Source organism: Haladaptatus rarus (assembly GCF_054177585.1).
In genome coordinates, this window is the sequence record NZ_JBPEHG010000002.1 from 416,177 (window position 1) to 435,325 (window position 19,149).

The following is a 19,149-nucleotide window of genomic DNA, read 5'->3' on the forward strand; positions in this document are numbered from 1 at the left end:
AGACCGCGACGCTGATAAAAACGAGTCCCTGACGTGTTGGGGGTTTCCCGGTGTATAAGGTCGTTTCTCGGGGAGTTTAGCTGGCGTATAACAAAGGTATCGGAGTACAATTGTCCAAGTGCGCCCTTCCTGACTCGGGCGCGCAAGCGTGCTAGTGTGAGCGCAGGTACCCCGGCGGCGCCGGAGGCTCTGGCGGAAGGTTGGCCTCCTTCCAAAGTGTCACCAACCCTCTCACGAAAGTTCTCATCCCGGTGTACCAGTACCCCCGCACTGCACTTCTTTCTTGGATGAAATGTACGATGTTCGATGGATTTATGTCTGCATGCTGTGGCTTTATTTCTAACAGAGGTAAACGACGTGCAACTCGACGGATTCTTACTGATACTCGGTATCGCACTCCTCTCTTTCCTCGTCGTCGTAACGTTGTACGTCATCTGGTCTCGCATCGTCGGTCTCGACCCGACGCTCGCCCAGCGGTTCGTGTCGCTGTCGGGCGTGAAACGCTTCCTGATGGCGTTGCTGTCGGGTATGCTCCTCGGTGTCAGTGCAGTCGTCGCACCGTCGGTTCCGGTGGGCATCGCCGCCATCGTCATGCTCGCCGCGAGCGTGTTCGCCGCACTGATGCTGTTCGAGTTGGTGCAAGAACGGTACACGCCCTGACCGATCCCCGGATCAGGAATCGTCGCCGACGCTGGCTTCGACTGCCGAGAGCAGTTCGTCCGGTGAGACGACCGTTCCTCGTTCACAGAGTGACCGATAGCAGACGGCAGCCTCGCTTCCGGCGTAGTTTCGCTCGTCGAACGGCCGTTCTTCGACGACGACGACGGATGCCGTTTCGCGGGCAGCCTCGAGATTCGGCAGGTTGCCAGCGCCGACCTCCACGTCTGCGAGGACGGTCACGTCCGCGTCTCGAATCCGGCTTTCGAGTGCCTCTCGTGCCGCAGAACCGATGGGAGCGAAGGGCTCTTCGACCACCGCATCCAGGCCGAGCAGCCGGGCGGTTTCGAGGTCGGAGTCACCTTCGTTCAGCACGCCGACCGACACCTCGTATCCTGCCGCAGAAAGCAGATAGAGCAACCGCGAGACGGTTCCACCGCCACCGATGACGTGGACGCGACCGTCGTGGTTGGAAGCGGTTTGCTCCGGGAGGGCGGTCACGTAGGTCGAACCGGTTACGGGGTGGCGGGAGACGACCGCACGAGCGTCGAACGCCTCGCGGAGGGTGTCTTCGGCCAGCACTTCGGTCGGCGAGCCGGAGGCAAGTACCGACCCCGAATCGAGCAGGAGGAGTTCGTCGCAGTAGTGGGCGGCAAGATTCAGGTCGTGGATGGCCGCGACGACCGTCTTCCCCTCACGAACCAGTTCACGGACGAGTTCGAACGTTCGCACCTGATGGTTGATGTCGAGGCTCGCGGTCGGTTCGTCCAGCAGAAGGACGGGTGTGTCCTGTGCGAGCGCGCGGGCGAGCAGGACCCGCTGGCGTTCCCCTCCGCTCAGGGAGGTGATAGCTCGGTCGGCGAATCTCGCTACCTCGGTTCGCTTCATCGCTTGCCCGACGATCACTTCGCCGGAACTCGAATCTCCCGTCGTTTCGTCCGTTTCTCCCCCGTTCGTCTGCGCCGCATCGTTTCCTGTCCGTTCGACCACGCCGCCGAACCGCGAGCGATAGGGATTGCGCCCCATGGCGACCACGTCACGGACGGGAAAGTCGAACGAGAGTGAGGTGTCCTGTGGCACCGTCGCTACCCGACGACTGGCTGCCTTCGATGAGAGGGAGGAGATGGCGTCGTCACCGACCAGCACGCGCCCCGAATCGGGGGTGAGGACGCCATTCATCGCCCGAAGCAGGGTGGTCTTGCCCGCACCGTTGGGGCCGACGAGACCGACGAACTGGCCCCCTCCGATCCGAGCGTTCACACCGTCTAACACCCGTGTCTCGCCGAGCGTTACTGCCACGTCCTCGATCCGGATCATAGCGCGTGTACCTCCCGTTTTCGGAGCAAGTAGAGGAAGAATGGCGCGCCGAGGAAGGCGGTGACGATGCCGACCGGGAGCTGTTCGGCACCTGCCGCAGACCGGGCGACGGTGTCGGTTGCAACGAGGAAGACGGATCCAGCGAGCGCGCTGGTCGGCAGCAAGATACGGTGGTCTGGGCCGACGAGCAAGCGCATCACGTGTGGGACGACGAGGCCGACGAATCCGATGACGCCCGACACCGCGACTGCAGCGGCGGTGACGATGCTCGCGACCGCGAGCAGGAGTCGTTTGGTTCGCTCCACCTCGACGCCGAGGTTGTGGGCGTCCTCCTCGCCGAGCAGGAGGACGTTGAGTTCCTGTGCGAACGCGGCGAGGACGAGAAACCCGAGGAGCGAGATGGGAAGTGCGACTCCGACCTTGCCCCACGAGGCGTAGTGCAGGTGTCCCATCAGCCAGAAGACGGCTTCGCGCAGGCTCTCGCCGCTTTCGAGCAGGAGAAAGGAGACGACTGCACCGAGCAGCGTCTGGACGGCGACACCGGCGAGCAGGAGGGTTGCAACCGGGGTTCGCCCGTCCTGTGTCGCCAGCAGGTAGACGCCGAAGGCGGCGATTATCGCGCCGCCGAAGGCGAATACGGGGAGTGCGAATGGAAGCGAGATGGAGAACGCGATGGTTGCGACCGCACCGACCGCCGCGCCCGAGGAGACGCCGATGATTGATGGGTCAGCCATCGGATTACGGAAGAAACCCTGCATCACGACGCCAGCCGTGGCGAGGGCGAAGCCGACCACCGCGGCCAGTGCGATTCGCGGCAGTCTGAGCTTCACGACGATGACGGTCGCGGTCTGTGGAACCGCGAACGAGAAGGCAGGACTGTAGGTGAGATCCGGGATCGGAACGCCGAGTACGAGTCCACCGGGAATCGATAGCGAGTGCTGGGAGAGACCGACTCCGGTCGGTACTGCGAGGGTGTTGAGCAAGGTTTTCGCCACGACGCTCGATGTGAGGGAGGTCGGCCCGGTTGCGGCACTCGCCAACACGACGACCACCAGCGCGACCGTCAACCCACCACACCACGTCGTAATACGCGTCCCGTATCGCATCTGTCTGCAAGTCCAGTTGCTTTAGGTAAATATTTATTGGATACGCTCGACGTGTCGAGTGTCATGAAACATCTACTGCTGTCGGCGATGCTCGTCATCGCCGGCGTTTTCGGTGGTATCGGTGCCCTCGACACGGGGAGTGCTGTCGGCGTCGCTGACGCGACACAGGAAACCTGTTCGTTCCCGGTCACGAAGACCGACGCGACAGGAACCGATGTTACGATCGAGAAAGAACCGCAGAAGATAGTCACGCTCTCGCCGAGTGCAGCCCAGACGATGTGGGAGATCGGCGGGAAAGACAAGGTCGTCGGTGTGACGAAATACGCGACCTATCTGGAGGGGGCAGGTGCGAAGGCTAACGTCTCGGGAGCCGGGATGACGGCCGTCGTCCCAGAGAAGGTGGTCGCACAGGAGCCCGACCTCGTGCTCGCGCCGAACGTCATCCCAGACCAGACCGTCCAGAAACTCCGGAATGCGGGACTGACAGTCTACAAATTCCGCGAAGCGAAATCCATCGAGGACATCTACGCCAAGACGGAGCTGACCGGCCAGTTGACCGGTGAGTGCCAGGGCGCGGCGGAGACCGTCTCGTGGATGAAAGACCGCGTGAACACCGTCGAGAAGGCTGTCGAGGGCGAAGACAGTCCGAAGGTGCTCTACGCCATGAGCGGTGGCTTCACCGCCGGAAATGGAACGTTCGTGAACACTATCATCCAGACGGCTGGCGGGACGAACGTCGCCGCGGAAGCCGGAATCCAGGGCTACAAGCAGATCAGCAGCGAGGTCGTCGTCCAGCAGCAACCGGCGTGGCTCATCCTCTCTGCCGGAGCCAAGGTTCCGGACGCCTACAGCGACACGCCTGCTGCGAAGAAAAACCAGACCGTGACGCTGAACCCGAACTACATCAGCCAACCCGCACCGCGAATCGTTTACTCGATCACGAAACTGGCGAAGACGCTCCATCCGGACGCCTACGCCGAGGCGAACGCGACGTCGACGACCACCGAGGCGACTGCGACGACGCAGACGAACACCGGGGAGACTGCGACGACGACCGCTGAATCCTCGACCACGGAAACCACGACCGTGAGCGATTCCGGTGGCCAACCCGGCTTCGGCACGCCTGCGGCAATCGTGGCGCTCGTGTTGGTGTCGCTCCTTGCTCGGCGCGAGTGAGGCGTTCGACCAGACCGACACGAAAAGGCGTTTAACGCGGGACTACGGAGAGGTGGATATGGTCGAACTAGTCATCTGGCCCGCGTATCTCGACGCGGAGCTGACTCGGAGTGAGGGGCGGCGGGTGCCCGAACACACCGCCGTCGAGGAGCCGACGGTGGACGAGATCGCCCGCGCCGTCCAGCAGGTCGGGTACGACACCGTCATCGAACGCGACAAAGCCTATTCTCGCGAAGGGTGGGAAGCACGAGGCCGCGTCCTGGTCAAGAACGCGGACGACTCCTCGAAGAACGACCTCATCCAGGCCGTCGCCGCATACGTCACGGCCATGCGCGAGTGATGCAGCGACTCGGGCAGGTCGTTCGGACGGCACAGGGACTCGCCATCGTCCAGTCGCCGGGCGAGGAGTATCCGAACCTCGGTACCGAGGTCGTAGACGAGAGTTTGCAGACCGTGGGCAGGGTCGTCGACGTGTTCGGCCCGGTTTCGCGGCCCTACCTCGCCGTCTCACCTGATGAGGGAACGCGACTGGCGACGCTCGTCGGGTCGAAACTCTATGCGCGGTGACGGCGACGTGATACATACCGATAGCGCATACTTCCGTCTTTAGGCGGGGGTCAAGCGGTAGGCATAGTGCGTCCATTCCTCGTTGCTACAAACGGCTGGATTTCCCACGCCATTCGGCGGATTTAAGGCTCGACACAACCATAGTGTGTGGTACGGATGAAGACCACACGGCACGCTACTTACAACCTCAACTACCACATAGTGTGGTTGCCAAAGTACCGACGCCCGGTACTGGTTAACGACGCAGCCGACCGTGTGCGACGAATCCTTCACGAAGTAGCTGACGAGAAAGGGTTGGAGATAATCGACCTCACAGTCCAACCCGACCACATCCACTTGTTCGTCAGTAGCCCGCCGAAACACGCTCCGTCGCTGCTCGCAAACTGGTTCAAGGGTATCAGTTCGCGGAAGTACAACCACCGATTTGCCGACCACGACGGCGAGAAAATCAAGTGGGCGCGTGGGTACTACGCAGGCACAGCGGGCCACGTTTCGAGTGAAACTGTCCAAAACTACATCCAGCGTCACGAGGAGGACGGGCAGTGACCGAACTCACCGAGACGCTGGAACTCAAACTTGTGAATCCGAATACTCACAAGCATCGCAAGCTGTGTGAGACGAAACAGGCGTACCAACAGGCACTCCAAGCCGCATTCACTGCTAACTGTACTACACAGTCGGCGGCCAACGATGTGGTCGTGAACTACAACTTGAGCGGATACGCAAAGAACGCGCTCAAGAAGTACGTCCCGCAACTCTGTGGCGGCAGCTACGACGCGAAAGAGCTTCACGACGACCACCCGGTTCGGTTCACGAACGAAGGGCCGGAACTCGACCACAAGCCGCAAAACGCCATTGAATGGTACGTCAAAATCCCTCACCACGACGACTACCATCTCTGGTTACCCGCGCATCCGAATCCAGAACAGCGAGAGTGGCTTGAAGCGTTGCACGCAGGAGACGCGACAATGGGTGAGTGTCGGCTGTTCGACCGCGACGGCGAATGGTACTTCCACATCGTCGCCTCGCGAGACGTGGAGGAGCGAGAAACCAGTTCGGCGGAGACGCCGATCGGGATAGATATCGGGGAGGCTTCTTTGTTAACGGTGTGTCACCGTGACGAGCGCGGCACCCCGACTACACCCAACCTTTGGAACGATGAAGGCAAACGAGTCCGACAGCTCCGAGAGACGTACTTCGCGGCTACTCGACGCCTTGAGCAACGCGGGAGCGAACGAATCGCAGAGTCCTACGGCGATGAGTTGTGGAGACACATCGACCATCTCCTCCATACTGTCACGTCGGAAGTGGTCGCCTACGCCGACCAATTCGAGAATCCCGTGTTAGTGCTGGAAGACTTGACGCACATCCGTGAGTATATGGACTACGGCGCGTTCATGAACCGACGGCTTCACGGGTGGGGCTTCGCAAAGATGCACGCACAGATTCGCTACAAGGCGGCTGAGAAAGGGATTCGTGTGGAGACGGTGAATCCCGCATACACATCGAAGACGTGCCACTGTTGCGGAGAACGAGGCTACCGCCCTGATCAAGCGACGTTCAAGTGTTCCAACTCGGAGTGTTGGGTTTCGGAGTACCAAGCAGATGTCAACGCCGCGCTCAATATTGTAGACCGCTACCTCTGTGGAGAGAGCCATTCAAGAGAACACACGGATGGCGATGACTCGGCAGAGGATGGGGGACGTTTGACCGTCCCGCAAGACACCCACGCCGATGCTGACACCCAGCAAGTGACGCTTGGAACGGATGCGTCTTGAAACCTTAGGGTCGTCTCGGACGGCCTGAAATCCCATGGTGGGATTCCCGCGTCTTGAGGCGCGGGAGGAGGTCAATTTGTTGGTGGAGTCGGTGTTCTGTAAGCAGATTTTGACTCTGAACCTGTTGTAGTGCTTCGTTGGAATGCGATTTCAGAGCCACGCAGATATCTTGACTTCGCCATTCGAAAGGTAGTGTCCTCGAAAGCCCCCGGCCGCTTTCAGTCCCATCCCCACAGCCACCGCACCTCGTCCTCCCCAACCTCCTCGCTCGCTTCGCTCACTCGTCCATCGCGCGGGCGCACCTGCGGTGCGTCAGTCGCGCGCCACCGCACGCATGGCCGACCAGCCGCCGAGCGTCCACACCAGCCAGTCACGAGAGCATCCCGGCCCGTCCGTACAATCCCCTGGTGGACTGAAAGGGCGAAGTCGCTACGCGAAGCTCGACGAAGGAAGCACCGCAGACCGAGCGACCGAAGGAAACGAGGTGAGGAGCGCAGCGAGGCCTCCACGAACGTGAGCGGAGGGCAGCGAGAGCGAAGCTCTCACGTGTCGCGCAAGCGTAGCGGCTGAGGGCTTTCTGGGACAACGCAACTGCGGTAACTCGTTCGTCTCGAAGAACCAGATCAAAAGAGAAAATCCCACGACGGTGATAATGTACTGCTTTGTACTGAAATGTACTACCGAACGATCGAGTATCGAACCTCCTCTCCACCACCACCGTCCACGTCGATACCGACGGGTACACAAGTCCACGCCGGAAACCCCATGTCATGAGCGAAATCGACGTGGAGGCCGTCGAGCGAATCAACGAGGGGGACGTACCTGCGGGTGTCGAAGCGCCGGAGTACGTCCTGTACGGTGGCAAGGGTGGCGTCGGGAAGACGACGATGGCCGCCGCGACGGGGTTGGCGAGCGCGCGGGACGGGACGCGAACGCTGGTCGTCTCGACCGACCCGGCACACTCGCTCTCGGACACCTTCGAGGTCGATATTCCACCGGAAGCGACGCGGATTCGAGACGAGATCCCGCTCTTCGCGGCGGAGATCGACCCCGACGCCGCGCTGGAAGAACAGGCTGGGATGTTCGGCGACGAAGGCCCACTCGGTGGCGAGAGCCCACTCGGCGGGCTTCTCGGCGAAGACGGTGACGGGCCGATGTCCTCACTGCTCGGCGGGGCGATGCCGGGAGCCGACGAGGCCGCCGCGATGCAGAAACTCATCGAATTCCTGGACGACGACCGGTTCGACCGCGTGATCGTGGACACCGCGCCGACGGGTCACACCCTTCGCCTGCTCGAACTCCCCGAGGTCATGGACACGATGGTCGGGCGCATGGTGTCGCTCCGCCAGCGATTGCAGGGGATGATGGACGGCGTGAAAGGCATGTTCGGCGGCGAGGCCGAACCGGAGGAGGGCATCGACGACCTCGAAGCCCTGAAAGCGCAGATCGAGCGCCTGCGGACGACGCTGCGCGACCCCTCGAAGACCGACTTTCGCGTCGTCATGGTTCCCGAGGAGATGAGCGTCTTCGAGTCGAAGCGATTGCTCTCGCAACTCGAAGAGTTCGAAATCCCGGTGGGAACGGTCGTGGTCAACCGCGTGATGGAGAACCTCGCCGACGTGACGGGGGCGGTCGATTCGAGCCAGTTCGTCACGCCGAACTTAGAAACGTGTGAGTTCTGCCAGCAGCGATGGGAGGTTCAACAGGGTGCCTTGCAAGAGGCCCAGGACGTGTTCCGCGGCCACGACATCAAGCGCGTCCCGCTGTTCGCCGACGAAGTGCGGGGCGAGGAGATGTTGCAGGTCGTCGCGGCGTGTCTGGACTGACTCGGCCAGTACCGATTACCCAACCGATCTCGTTACTCGACGACCAGAACTCGCAGATCGTTCACGTTCGTCCCCGTCGGGCCGGTTTCCACGAGTTCCCCCACCGAATCGAGAAACGGGTACGAATCGTTCTCCCGGAGTGCATCCGCTGCACTCTCCGCTCCACCCTCCTCATTCTCCACTCCGCTCTCTTTCGATGTCTCCCCGTCTACGAGCGCACCTGCCGCGTCGGTGCTTCCGTCGCGTCCGTCGGTATCGACACTTGCGACCACGATGCCCGTGTCGAGTTCGAGGAGCGCACCGAGGACGAACTCCAGATTCGGGCCGCCTTCACCCGACCCTCGAACCGTGACGGTCGTCTCGCCACCGGAAAGGAGGACGGCGGGCGGAGCCAGTGGATTGCCGGATGCTTGCACCTCTTCTGCGATGGCGACGTGCGTGGTCGCGGACTCGCGCGCCTCCCCGCGAACGCGCGAGGAGAGTATCATCGTCTCGTACCCCCGCTCCTCGGCGATTTCGCGGGCAGCGTCGAGTGCGGTGAACCCGTTTGCGAGGACGTGGTTCGTGACGCGGTCGAACAGCGAATCGTCCGAATCCGGCGTCTCAGGCAGTTCACCGTCAGCACCGCGTTCCAATCGATGTCGAACCGGTGATTCGACTCCGTACCGTTCCAGAACTCCCAGTGCGTCTTCGAAGGTCGTCTCGTCCGGTGCGGTCGGCCCGCTGCCGATGACGCCGGGGTCGTCACCGACGACGTCGCTGAACAGCAACCCGACGACGGTCGCGGGTGCGGCAGTGCGGGCGAGTTGCCCGCCTTTCAGCGCCGAACAGTGCTTGCGGACGGCGTTGATCTCGTCGATGTCCGCCCCCGAATCGAGCAGGTCGCGGGTCACGTCCTTCAGATCGGTCAGCGCGATTCCGTCCGCAGGTGCTGGCAGGAGGGCACTCGCACCGCCGGTGACGACCGCGAATACGAGCGTGTTCTCGTCGGCGGATTCGGCGAGCTGTCGTACCTGTCGCGTACTCTCGACGCCCGCCTCGCTCGGCACCGGGTGGTCACCTGGAAGCACGTCGATAGTCGCCGTCTCCTCGGGGTCGTTGGTCACGACTGCACCACGAGAGATTCGGTCGCCGACGATGGATTCGAAGGCGACGGCGACCTGTGCGGCGGCTTTGCCGCCACCGACGACGACCATCTCGTCGTACTCCGAACAGTCGTACTCCGTATCCCCGATTCGAAGGGTGTTGCCGTCGAGGCTCACCTGCTCACGGACGACGGTTCGCGGGTGGGCCGCCTCGATGCCGGTCTCGATACACGCCAGTGCCGTCTCGCGGGTGGGCGTCGTGGCGAGTGCCGCCCGATTCGATATCATCCCAGAAACTTCTTTGCCCAGTCGCTGGTCGAGAGGCCCGAGATCGTTCCGTAGAGTTTGTCCAGCCACGCCGCAGGGAGGATTCGAGCGTAACCTGCCAGTTCCGCGACGGTGCCGACCGGATATCGGGCGTCGGGGTGCTGGACGTTCGCTGCATCGAGGATGGTGTCGGCGACCTCTTTCGGATGGACTGCGCCTGGCATCCCGCCGTCGATGGCTTGCCGGTCGTCGTACATCTCGTAGAACCGTTCGTAGGCACCCGAGCGTTCGACACCCTCGATTTCACCGTTCGATCGTTCGTAGAACTCGGTGTCCACCGGGCCCGGTTCGACCACGACGACATCCACGTCGTACGCTTCGACCTCCGGGCGAAGCGAGTCCGAGATGCCTTCCAGGGCGAACTTCGACCCGCAGTATATCCCCATGCCGGGGACGGCGACCCGCCCTACCGCACTGGAGACGTTGACGATGGTTCCTTTCCCTCGCTCGCGCATATGTGGGAGGACGGCTCGCGTGAGTCGAAGTGGCCCGTAGACGTTCACGTCGAACTGGGCGTGTACCTGTTCGATCGGTACGTCCTCGATGGGGCCTGGTTGCCCGTAGCCCGCGTTGTTGACGAGACAATCGATGTGTCCGTGTTCGTCAACGATACGCGAGACGACGCGCTCGACGTCGTCGTCCTCGGTCACGTCGAGTTTGGCGATATGACAGCCCTTGTCGCCGAGCGTTTCGATGTCGGCGGGGTTCCTGGCGGTCGCGTACACTTCCCATCCGTCTGCGAGGAACGAGAGTGCGGTTTCCCTGCCGATACCCGACGAACTGCCCGTTATCAACACAGTCTCGGCCATGGGGTTTCCTTCGGAGGGGGGTGGCTAAGTACCAACGGTTTCCTTCACCTCGTCTGCGTAGGCGTCCGCACGCCGCGTTGGTTCCGGGAGCTTGTAGCCAGCACAGAGCTGCCAGACGAGATCCGCCCCCGTCTGGGCACTCACGCGATGGCCGGGACTGACGTACAGCGGGTTGACGTGGCGCTTCTCGGGGTTATCGTACTGACGCGACTGAAGGGCGTAGCCGATGACGGTTCCGTCGGGCGCGCTGACGCGCGCGTTCGAGAGCACGGGAACGCGCTCGCCTTCGCGCATGTGGCCCTCCGGCGAATCGCGCACGGTTCCACAGAGCAGGCTCTTGGCGACGCCGACAGCGGGCAGATCGAGCATGACGCCGATGTGCGTGGCGATACCCGCCTCCCGGAAGTGGATCCGCCCGCTCCCGTCGACGATCGCGAGGTCCGGATCGACCGACAGTTGCTCGAACGCACGCAAGATCACAGTTCCTTCGCGGAACGACAGCAGGCCGGGGATGTACGGAATCTCTGTCTCGACCACGGCGTGGGTGCGCTCTACGACCTCGCCGTCACGGAGCGCGACGATGGCGCTCACCGCCTTCTCGCCGACGAAGGCCTGGTCTACTCCGACGACGATCGGGGTGTCTGCGTCAGTAGGCTGGCCATCACTCCCGGTCGGCAGTTGCGTCTGTGCGTCGTCACCAGTTCCGGCACGAACACTGGCCGGATCGAAATGCAGTTCGTCCTCGAAAACCGCGGTGTCGGCCACTTCGTGCTGGAGCGACTCCATCTCCTCGCGCGAGAGCGAGGCGTCCGGTGCGAATTCGGGGTGGACGACGTTCATCAGTATCGTCTACGACCGCCCATGCCACCGCCGCCGCCCCCGAATTCGAGCTGTTGGGGTGCGCGCTGGCCTTCCTTCTTGAGCTTCGCACCGTAGAGCAGCCCGAGACCGAGTCCCGTGAGGTGAGCCAGCTGGGCCACCCCACCTGCACCGATCCCGCCCGAAACGCTGACGAACGCCGAGTAGATGGCGAACGCGAGCGTCGCCAGCCAGAGCGGCATCGGGATGATGAAGTAGAGGTAGATGCGCAGGTTGGGGTTCAGCACCGTCAGTACGCCCATGATGGCCGCGATTGCACCGCTGGCTCCGAGAACGGGGACGAACGCATTCGGGTTGGTGATGATGGTCGCACCGACCTGTGCGAGTCCCGCGAGCGCGCCCGTCACCAGAAACAGCGCGGTGAACTTCTTGCTCCCGATGCGCTGTTCGACGACCGGGCCGAAGAAGTACAGCACGATGCTGTTGATCGCGATGTGACCGAAGCCTCCGTGGGCGAAGATAGAGGTGAACCAGGTCCAGACGTACTCTGGGTGGGCGGTGTTCAGCGTGAAGATGTTGAACCATTCGGGCGACCCCTGTGGGATGCCCAACACCAACGGTGCGATACCGTACTGGACGAGGAACGTCAGCCACATCAGCCCGAGGAAGACGTACGTCATGTTCCCCCGGAAGTAGGCGAGTGGGCCGCCAGTGCCGGTGTTCACACCGAACGTCCTGGTTCGGCCCTGCTGGTTCACGCTATCGTCGAACCCGCTATCGAAGACCCCTTTCGGATCATCCCACTCGTTCAGCCCCGGACAGGAGTGGTTTTCCGGAAGACGATGTTCGCTACAGAACGTCCCGCCGCACATCCGGCATTTGTACGGCATATTCTCGTTTTGACCACACGCGTCGCATTTCGCCATTGTTCCGACTTTTGAACCGACACGTCAAATGGGTTTGGGTGGGTCGCTGCCCTGCCGCAATCGATCACTCGGGTCTTGCCGCGCCATAGACGACGAAGTTGTAGTACTGCCAGAGCGACGTGACCGACTCGAACCCGGATTCGCGGAGCCACACCAGTTGGTCGGTGAGCACGTCGGGGTCGTCGTGGTCGTCACTGGCCTGCCAACGGTTCATGAACTCTTCTTCTTCCCACCCCTTGGTGCGAACCCAGTTTTTGATCATCTCGTCCGAGAGGGTCTCGAGGTGCGATGCGTCGAAGTGGATGACGTCGCCGTTGACGAACCAGCCGCCGGGAACGAGCGAATCGAGAAGCTGGTCGAAGAGCGTCCGCTTTTCAGCAGACGAGAGGTGATGGATGGCGAGCGACGAGATGACGAGGTCGAACGCCTCGCTCTCGTCCGGGTGATCGTCCGGGAACGCACCCTGTTCGATCACGACGCGGTCGCCGAACGTCTCCAGTTTGCGCTCGGCTTCGGTGAGCATCGTCTCACTGTGGTCGACGACGAGTACGGTGCTCTCGGGGAAGCGCGTGAGCAGCTTCGCGGTCAGTTCTCCCGTCCCCGCCCCCAGTTCCAAGACGCGAATCTCGTCGGTGCGTTCCTGTGGTGGTGCATTCAGGATGGCATCGTGCAGTTCGTCGTATCGCGGGACGATGGCCTCGATGCCGGGGTCGTAGACGCGAGCGTCTTCGAACACTTCGCCGGGCTTTTTCATGCCACAGGTTACATCCCGAGGAAGAAATGCTTTTTATGCCCATATCTGGAGTGGAAAATTTATTCGCTGGATGCATAGCAGCAGGAACTTTTTGCTTCCACGCCGACGAGTAAGACGTGTGAAAGAGTACGAGCGAAAAGGGCTACTGGAGCGCGTCGGACGCGAGGGGGCCACCGTTGGCGCGTCCATCCCGGAGTCGATAACGGTGCAAGGCGAGGAGTTGAACCTCCGAGAGTTCGTCTTCGAGATCAAACGCCGGGAGACGATTCCGGCCGGTGAACGCGACCGAGTCGACCAGGCGAAGTCGAACCTGCGCCGGGAGCGCCTCCAGCGGAAACAGCGACTCGAAGACGGTGACATCAGTCGCGAAGAGGGAGAGCGACTGGTCGAGAGTATCATCGGTATCGATCGGGCGCTGAACGCGCTGGAGAGTCTCGGCCCGACCGACCTCGAAGCGGAGGAACGAGCGAAAGACACCGCCGACAAGAAACGCTGGATGACGTTCTTGAAGAAAGCACTGGGTCGAAACGACGCCAGCAATAGAACACGACCATGAGCCGAAACGCCGAGATCGCGGACCTGTTCGAAGAGTACGCAGACCTTCTGGAGGCACAGAACGTGGGGTACAAACCCCAATCGTACCGCCGCGCTGCGGACAACATTCGGGACTATCCCGAGGATATCGAGGAGATGGCGGCGAAGGGATCTGACGCGGTGCAAGCGATTCCACAGGTCGGCGACTCCATCGCCGGAAAGGTAGTCGAATACTTCGAGACGGGGAAGATCGAGGCGCTCGAAGAAGAACGCGAGACGTTACCCGTCCAGATGGAGGAATTGACTCGTGTCGAAGGCGTCGGCCCGAAGACGGTCGGCGACCTCTATCACGAACTCGGCGTCGAAACGCTTGACGACCTCGAAAACGCGGCCCGAGCGGGGAAGATCCAGGAACTCAAAGGGTACGGACAGAAGTCCGAACAGAACATCCTCGACGGCATCGAGTTCGCCCGCACTGTCCGTGGACGAGAACTGCTCGGAAACGCCCGTCCGGTGGGCGAACAGGTGCTCGCGTACTTCGCCGACGGGCCGAGTGTCGGGCGCTGTGAACTCGCGGGTTCCCTGCGCCGTTGGCGCGAGACGATCGGCGACGTGGACGTGCTGGCGGAGAGCGAAGACAAGCAGGCAGTCATAGACGCCTTCACCGACTGGGAACGTGCGACGGAGGTGATCGAAGCAGGCACCGACAAGGCCGCAATCCGCGTCTCCGACATGCGCGTCGACCTCCGAGTCGTGGTGCCAGACGAGTTCGGTAGTGCGCTCCAGTACTTCACGGGGAGCAAGAACCACAACATCACCCTGCGGAATTACGCCATCGAACGCGGCCTGAAGGTGAACGAGTACGGTGTGTTCGACGTAAGCGACGTCGACGACCCCGACGCGGGCCAGCGAGTCGGAGAGCGAATCGCTGGCGAAACTGAAGAGAGTATGTACGACGCGCTCGACCTACCGTGGATTCCCCCGGAGATGCGCGAAGACAGGGGTGAGATCGACGCGGCTCTCGCCGGAGAACTCCCCACCCTCCTCGAAGAAGGTGACGTTCGCGGCGACCTCCACCTGCACACACAGTGGTCGGACGGAAACAACACCATCAGGGAGATGGTCGAGGGAGCCGCCGAGTTCGGCCACGACTACATCGCTATCTCCGACCACGCGACCGGGCCGGGAATGGTCGGCGGCGTCGGTCTGGACGACGACGAACTCCGCGAGCAGATCGATGACGTTCGTACAGTCGCCGAAGATGCCCCGATAGACGTGTTCACCGGCGTCGAAGCGAACATCGACGCGGGGGGTGGAATCAGCGTCGCCGACGATGTGCTTGCCGAGTTGGATATCGTGGTCGCATCGCCGCACAGCGGACTCAACGGCGACGCCACGGACCGACTGATTCGAGCCATCGAACACCCGAGCGTCGACATCCTGGGGCATCCGAGTGGCCGTCTCATCAACCAGCGCCCCGGCGTCGATTTCGACGTGCGCGAGGTGGCGAAGGCTGCCGTCGAACACGAAGTCGCACTCGAAATCAACAGCAACACACACCGGCTCGATCTCTGGGGAGCGGCGGTACAGGTCGCCGTCGAAGAGGGTGCGACCATCGCCATCGACACCGACGCCCACAGCCCCGGCGAGTATCGAAACGTCCGGTACGGCGTTCACACCGCCCGGCGTGGATGGGCCAAAGCCGACGACGTGCTCAACACCCGTGATGCCGAGGGCGTCCGCGATTTCTGTCACTGATGGGGCTCCTACTCGACGTGATGCTCGGCAAGCTCACGACGTACCTCCGGATGTGCGGGCACGACGCGGCCTACGCCCTCGATAGAGGTATCGAAGACGACGACCTGATCCTCGAACTCGCGCGAGAGGAGGGCCGAACGCTCGTGACGCGGGACGAAGCCCTGTCAGCGCAGATGGAGGATTCTATCCTCATCGAATCGCTCGACGTAACCGACCAACTGCGCGAACTCTCGGCTCTGGGCTTCGACCTCTCGCTCTCCGAGCCTGCGCGGTGTTCAGCGTGTAACGGGGTGCTGATGCGCGACGATAGCAATCGTACCGACAGCTTCCCAGACCACGTTCCCGACGAACAGGCTGTCTGGCGGTGTCGAGACTGCGGGAAGCGGTTCTGGAAAGGAAGTCACTGGGATTCGATCGAACGAACGCTTCGAAATCTGTAGGGGTTCAGCGGTTCGGCGTCCACTGGTCGCAGGCATCCATATCGTTCATTCGCTGATCGTAGAGCCCGCAGTAGGGAGTCATTCCGTTGTCAGTGCGGACGTAATCGAAGTGGGTGCAGTTGCCACAATAGGTGTCGGTCGCGGCCGATTCGGGGGTTGTGGGTCGTCGGTCGTTTCCTTGCTGGATGGGGGAGGAGATATCGTCACTCGTCGCGCCGCCGTCGCTTACTGTATCGGTCGTAACACCGATATCGCCGTTTGGTTGGTCGCCGAAGACGCCGACGCTTCCGAATCCGCGGGAGCGTTCGACCTCCACGATCTTCGTCTCACCCTTGCGCGTGACCTCCATCGTGACGGTTCCACCGGGGTCGTTGCGCGTCTTGAAGTTCACGACGGCGGTGAACTGACACCAGAACGTGACGACGAGACCGACGAAGTAGACCGCGACGACCGGAAGGGTGAGATCACGATTGTACCCCGCCCAGTGGAGTGGGTAGGCGTACCAGAACATCCCGACGCCGAGGATGGAGATACTCGACCCGATGGCCGCCGCCGCGCGGACGCGATCACTCGTCGCTGGGAGCACGGCGAAGATGCCGACGAACACCGCTGGGACGCCCAAACCTGCGGTGATGCCCGCGAGCTTTCGGGAGCCGTAGATGTCCAGGCCGATCGCCGCGAAGAGGCTCGTGGTCGCTGCGAGAATGGCGACGACGACGAGCAAAGACCCAGCGAGAAACAGTCCAACGCCGATCTAGAGGCGTTTTGGACGCTTTTTGACCCCGTCGCGCCCTTCGTACGTTTCCCCGAGGCTTGTCATGTGTCCGTCATTGAAGGCCACCTACTAAACTACTGCATCAGAAAATTATCACAAATAAGATATTAAAGCGCGAGTTCGGCACGAAAAGGCCTGCAATGGCGGTATCTTCGACCATTCAACTTCGTTACTCGTTAGCTCGATTCTCGCTGGGTGGTCGTTCGATTCACTGTCTCTGGACAGCGACTCGGAATCGAACTGACGACTGGAAGTCACGAGGTAACTGGTATCCTGATACGTTTGTCACAACAGAAATCACCGCAGCAAACTGCCGCAACCGCAGGAGCTGCTAGAGGCAGCACTGCACGGCAGGAGTCGCCAGGGCAACATACCGCATCGGCAGTGCGGACGGGTGGCCCAAATCGCCGGGGCCACCCGTCCTCGGCGTCCCCATCCCTCCCCGGCGTGCGTGCGCCTTCGCCGACCGCAGCAAAAGGTCGTGTCGAAAAGCCTAATCCGTGGGGTGTCAAACGGGCGAGTATGGCTGACGACAACGAAGACGAGGGGCCTGCCGTCGAACTCGGCGAGCGAGACCCCGTCGAAGGCGCGCCGGTCGCACGATTCTCCTCTCGGATTCACTGGCCGATCCAGAAGAGCGAACTCGCCCGAAAAGCGGGTGACGAGACGATTCGAACCCCTGACGGACCACAGAAACTCGCAGATGTGTTGGAGAGTGTCGACGAGACGTACTTCCAGAGCGAACACGAATTCACGCAGAACATCCGGGACGCCATCGGCACCGGCCCGGTTCCGACCGCAGACGATTCGTGAGCGTCGTCCGGTCGACCGAAGGGCGGACGTTTGGCCTGACGTGGGTACAGCTATCGCTTCTCGTCGGGGCTGTGCTGACAGTCGCGTGGATGTGGTGGGACGTTCCCGGTGACGACCTGAACGCACGACTCGTCCGTGACGTGACGCTATACATGGTGATCCCCGGCATACTGGCGGTGACCCACGGACGACACCTCGGCTATCGTATCGACCGGAAGGCGATTCGTAACACGATATTTCTCGCGGCGTTCGTCCTTCCGTTCTACATCGTCGGGTCGTCACTTCCATCGATTCGAGCGTACTACCCGATGTGGGGTGCGACGATCGAGTTCGGCAGTTTCGTTCCCCACACGATCAAGCAGTTCATCGTCGTGATCGCCGCGGAGACGTACTACCGTGGCTTGCTCTGTGTCGGCGTGCGCAAGATCGGGTTCAAGAGCGTGTTCATCAGCCCGGTCGTGTACGCCTTTCACCATCTCGGCAAACCACCTATCGAACTCCTCCTCTCGGGACCGACCGACGTTCTCTTCGGCGCGGTGGATTACAAAAGCGATTCGCTGCTTCCTTCCGTCGTCGCGCACGGCTGTGGTCTCTTCCTCCTCGATTGGCTGGTGCTTCACGACCCACTGATTCCCCCGGAGACGGTCGTCGAGTGGCTCTCGTGGCTTCGAATCCCGTTGTGACGACTGGTGGAAAAAGAGAGTAAATGAAGACGACCGCTCCGAACCATCACCCGGAAGTTTAAATCAGATGCCGGAACCATCCACCGACGAGTGATGTTTCACGTGGTCGAGCGGGTCGAAGACGAAGTTCCACCGATGGTCGCGCTTGCAGTCGCCATCGTCGCCGTCAGTACGAGTGCGATACTCATCGAGTTGAGCAGTGCCCCGAGTATCATCAAAGCGTTCTATCGAGTGCTCTTTACGACGCTGCTGCTCGCTCCACTCGCCGTAACCCGCTACCGGGACGACCTTCGAACCTTCTCACGCCGGGACTTTCTCATCGCGATCGTCACTGGTGGTGCACTTGCCATCCACTTCGTCACCTGGTTCGAGAGTCTGGAGTGGACGACGGTCGCCGCCTCCGTGACGCTCGTCCAGTCACAACCCCTGTTCGTCGCGTTCGGGGCGTGGGCACTGCTCGACGAGCGGGTAACCCAGCGAACCGTGGTCGGGATCTTCGTCGCACTCGTGGGCATGATGGCGATGTCGTTCGGCGGCCTCATCTCGGGTGCGGTCGTGGCCGGTGAGAATCCGCTCTACGGCAACGCACTCGCGGTCGCTGGAGCGATCGCGGCAGCAGGATACGTCCTCGCCGGTCGGTCACTCCGCCAGCGCGTCTCGCTCATCCCCTACGTGACCGTCGTCTACGGCGTCTGTACCGTCGTTCTGCTCGGCGCGGCGCTGTTCAGTGATGCGACCGTTGCGCTTACTGCCTACCCACCTATCGAGTGGCTCCTGTTTCTCGCTATGGCTATCGGGCCGGGTATCTTCGGTCATACGGTCATCAACTGGGCACTGAAGTACGTCGAATCGAGCGTCGTCAGCGTCTCGCTCCTCGGCGAACCCGTCGGAAGCACCTTGCTCGCGCTTGCGATCCTCGGTGAAGTGCCGGGAATCGCCACCGTCGTCGGGGGTATCGTTGTCCTCGGAGGGATCTACGTCACTTCGACCGCACGCTGA

General features: G+C 61.9%; 21 protein-coding genes and 1 pseudogene. 14 read left to right on the forward strand and 8 right to left on the reverse strand.

Annotated elements, in window-relative coordinates; translation table 11 throughout:
* Nucleotides 1–357 precede the first annotated feature (357 nt).
* Nucleotides 358–660, forward strand: coding sequence for a hypothetical protein (locus ACR3FE_RS07390; RefSeq protein ID WP_458206435.1), 303 nt, complete (start codon nt 358–360; stop codon nt 658–660).
* Between the two features lie 12 nt (nt 661–672).
* Here ACR3FE_RS07390 and ACR3FE_RS07395 read toward each other — a convergent pair whose 3' ends face one another.
* Together ACR3FE_RS07395 and btuC are read right to left on the reverse strand one after the other, a co-directional pair.
* Nucleotides 673–1,974 carry an ATP-binding cassette domain-containing protein gene (locus tag ACR3FE_RS07395; protein ID WP_458206436.1) on the reverse strand — a complete coding sequence of 434 codons (1,302 nt, stop codon included), beginning with the start codon at nt 1,972–1,974 and terminating at the stop codon, nt 673–675.
* Complete coding sequence (gene btuC / locus ACR3FE_RS07400) at nt 1,971–3,080, reverse strand: vitamin B12 ABC transporter permease BtuC (protein WP_458206437.1); 1,110 nt, start codon at nt 3,078–3,080, stop codon at nt 1,971–1,973. Before btuC ends, ACR3FE_RS07395 begins: the two co-directional genes overlap by 4 nt.
* A 63-nt stretch (nt 3,081–3,143) precedes the next feature.
* On the opposite strand from btuC, the gene ACR3FE_RS07405 reads away from it, so the two are divergent.
* The 7 genes from ACR3FE_RS07405 (at nt 3,144) to ACR3FE_RS07435 (ending at nt 8,427) form a co-directional block, all read left to right on the forward strand.
* Nucleotides 3,144–4,256 carry a PGF-CTERM-anchored ABC transporter substrate-binding protein gene (locus tag ACR3FE_RS07405; protein WP_458206438.1) on the forward strand — a complete coding sequence of 371 codons (1,113 nt, stop codon included), beginning with the start codon at nt 3,144–3,146 and terminating at the stop codon, nt 4,254–4,256.
* Between the two features lie 58 nt (nt 4,257–4,314).
* Complete coding sequence (srp19, locus tag ACR3FE_RS07410) at nt 4,315–4,596, forward strand: signal recognition particle subunit SRP19 (protein ID WP_458206439.1); 282 nt, start codon at nt 4,315–4,317, stop codon at nt 4,594–4,596.
* Nucleotides 4,596–4,823, forward strand: coding sequence for an H/ACA ribonucleoprotein complex subunit GAR1 (locus tag ACR3FE_RS07415; protein WP_458206731.1), 228 nt, complete (start codon nt 4,596–4,598; stop codon nt 4,821–4,823). The genes srp19 and ACR3FE_RS07415 overlap by 1 nt, the downstream gene beginning before the upstream one ends.
* Nucleotides 4,824–4,979: 156 nt before the next feature.
* Nucleotides 4,980–5,369 (forward strand): IS200/IS605 family transposase, encoded by a 390-nt coding sequence (gene tnpA / locus ACR3FE_RS07420; protein ID WP_458206440.1) that lies wholly within the window; start codon nt 4,980–4,982, stop codon nt 5,367–5,369.
* Complete coding sequence (locus tag ACR3FE_RS07425; RefSeq protein WP_458206441.1) at nt 5,366–6,601, forward strand: RNA-guided endonuclease TnpB family protein; 1,236 nt, start codon at nt 5,366–5,368, stop codon at nt 6,599–6,601. The genes tnpA and ACR3FE_RS07425 overlap by 4 nt, the downstream gene beginning before the upstream one ends.
* Before the next feature lie 334 nt (nt 6,602–6,935).
* Nucleotides 6,936–7,118, forward strand: coding sequence for a hypothetical protein (locus tag ACR3FE_RS07430; protein WP_458206442.1), 183 nt, complete (start codon nt 6,936–6,938; stop codon nt 7,116–7,118).
* A 253-nt stretch (nt 7,119–7,371) separates the two neighbouring features.
* Nucleotides 7,372–8,427, forward strand: coding sequence for an ArsA family ATPase (locus tag ACR3FE_RS07435; protein ID WP_458206443.1), 1,056 nt, complete (start codon nt 7,372–7,374; stop codon nt 8,425–8,427).
* Nucleotides 8,428–8,459: 32 nt separating this feature from the next.
* Here ACR3FE_RS07435 and ACR3FE_RS07440 read toward each other — a convergent pair whose 3' ends face one another.
* The 5 genes from ACR3FE_RS07440 to ACR3FE_RS07460 form a co-directional block, all read right to left on the reverse strand.
* The gene (locus ACR3FE_RS07440) at nt 8,460–9,800 is read right to left on the reverse strand and encodes a glycerate kinase type-2 family protein (RefSeq protein WP_458206444.1); all 1,341 of its coding nucleotides are present in this window, start codon (nt 9,798–9,800) and stop codon (nt 8,460–8,462) included.
* Nucleotides 9,797–10,648, reverse strand: coding sequence for an SDR family oxidoreductase (locus ACR3FE_RS07445; RefSeq protein ID WP_458206445.1), 852 nt, complete (start codon nt 10,646–10,648; stop codon nt 9,797–9,799). Before ACR3FE_RS07445 ends, ACR3FE_RS07440 begins: the two co-directional genes overlap by 4 nt.
* A gap of 24 nt (nt 10,649–10,672) precedes the next feature.
* Entirely contained in the window at nt 10,673–11,488 is an 816-nt protein-coding gene (locus tag ACR3FE_RS07450; RefSeq protein ID WP_458206446.1) for an endonuclease V, read from the reverse strand.
* The gene (locus tag ACR3FE_RS07455) at nt 11,488–12,393 is read right to left on the reverse strand and encodes a rhomboid family intramembrane serine protease (RefSeq protein WP_458206447.1); all 906 of its coding nucleotides are present in this window, start codon (nt 12,391–12,393) and stop codon (nt 11,488–11,490) included. Before ACR3FE_RS07455 ends, ACR3FE_RS07450 begins: the two co-directional genes overlap by 1 nt.
* 64 nt (nt 12,394–12,457) lie before the next feature.
* The gene (locus tag ACR3FE_RS07460) at nt 12,458–13,147 is read right to left on the reverse strand and encodes a class I SAM-dependent methyltransferase (RefSeq protein WP_458206448.1); all 690 of its coding nucleotides are present in this window, start codon (nt 13,145–13,147) and stop codon (nt 12,458–12,460) included.
* 118 nt (nt 13,148–13,265) lie between these two features.
* On the opposite strand from ACR3FE_RS07460, the gene ACR3FE_RS07465 reads away from it, so the two are divergent.
* The 3 genes from ACR3FE_RS07465 to ACR3FE_RS07475 are packed head-to-tail and all read left to right on the forward strand — an operon-like array spanning nt 13,266 to nt 15,879.
* Nucleotides 13,266–13,703 (forward strand): DUF5788 family protein, encoded by a 438-nt coding sequence (locus ACR3FE_RS07465; RefSeq protein ID WP_458206449.1) that lies wholly within the window; start codon nt 13,266–13,268, stop codon nt 13,701–13,703.
* Nucleotides 13,700–15,439 (forward strand): helix-hairpin-helix domain-containing protein, encoded by a 1,740-nt coding sequence (locus ACR3FE_RS07470; RefSeq protein ID WP_458206450.1) that lies wholly within the window; start codon nt 13,700–13,702, stop codon nt 15,437–15,439. Before ACR3FE_RS07465 ends, ACR3FE_RS07470 begins: the two co-directional genes overlap by 4 nt.
* On the forward strand, nt 15,439–15,879 hold the full coding sequence (locus ACR3FE_RS07475; RefSeq protein WP_458206451.1) for a DUF5615 family PIN-like protein: 441 nt from the start codon (nt 15,439–15,441) through the stop codon (nt 15,877–15,879). The genes ACR3FE_RS07470 and ACR3FE_RS07475 overlap by 1 nt, the downstream gene beginning before the upstream one ends.
* A 4-nt stretch (nt 15,880–15,883) precedes the next feature.
* On the opposite strand, the pseudogene ACR3FE_RS07480 reads toward ACR3FE_RS07475, so the two are convergent.
* Nucleotides 15,884–16,699 (reverse strand): annotated as a pseudogene (locus tag ACR3FE_RS07480) (cell division protein CdpA domain-containing protein).
* Nucleotides 16,700–17,176: 477 nt separating this feature from the next.
* Between ACR3FE_RS07480 and ACR3FE_RS07485 the strand changes: the two are divergent.
* The 3 genes from ACR3FE_RS07485 (at nt 17,177) to ACR3FE_RS07495 (ending at nt 19,149) form a co-directional block, all read left to right on the forward strand.
* Entirely contained in the window at nt 17,177–17,467 is a 291-nt protein-coding gene (locus tag ACR3FE_RS07485; RefSeq protein WP_458206452.1) for a DUF5789 family protein, read from the forward strand.
* A gap of 89 nt (nt 17,468–17,556) precedes the next feature.
* A complete protein-coding gene (locus ACR3FE_RS07490; protein WP_458206732.1) occupies nt 17,557–18,150 on the forward strand; it encodes a CPBP family intramembrane glutamic endopeptidase in 594 nt (197 codons plus the stop codon).
* Between the two features lie 93 nt (nt 18,151–18,243).
* The gene (locus ACR3FE_RS07495; RefSeq protein WP_458206453.1) at nt 18,244–19,149 is read left to right on the forward strand and encodes a DMT family transporter; all 906 of its coding nucleotides are present in this window, start codon (nt 18,244–18,246) and stop codon (nt 19,147–19,149) included.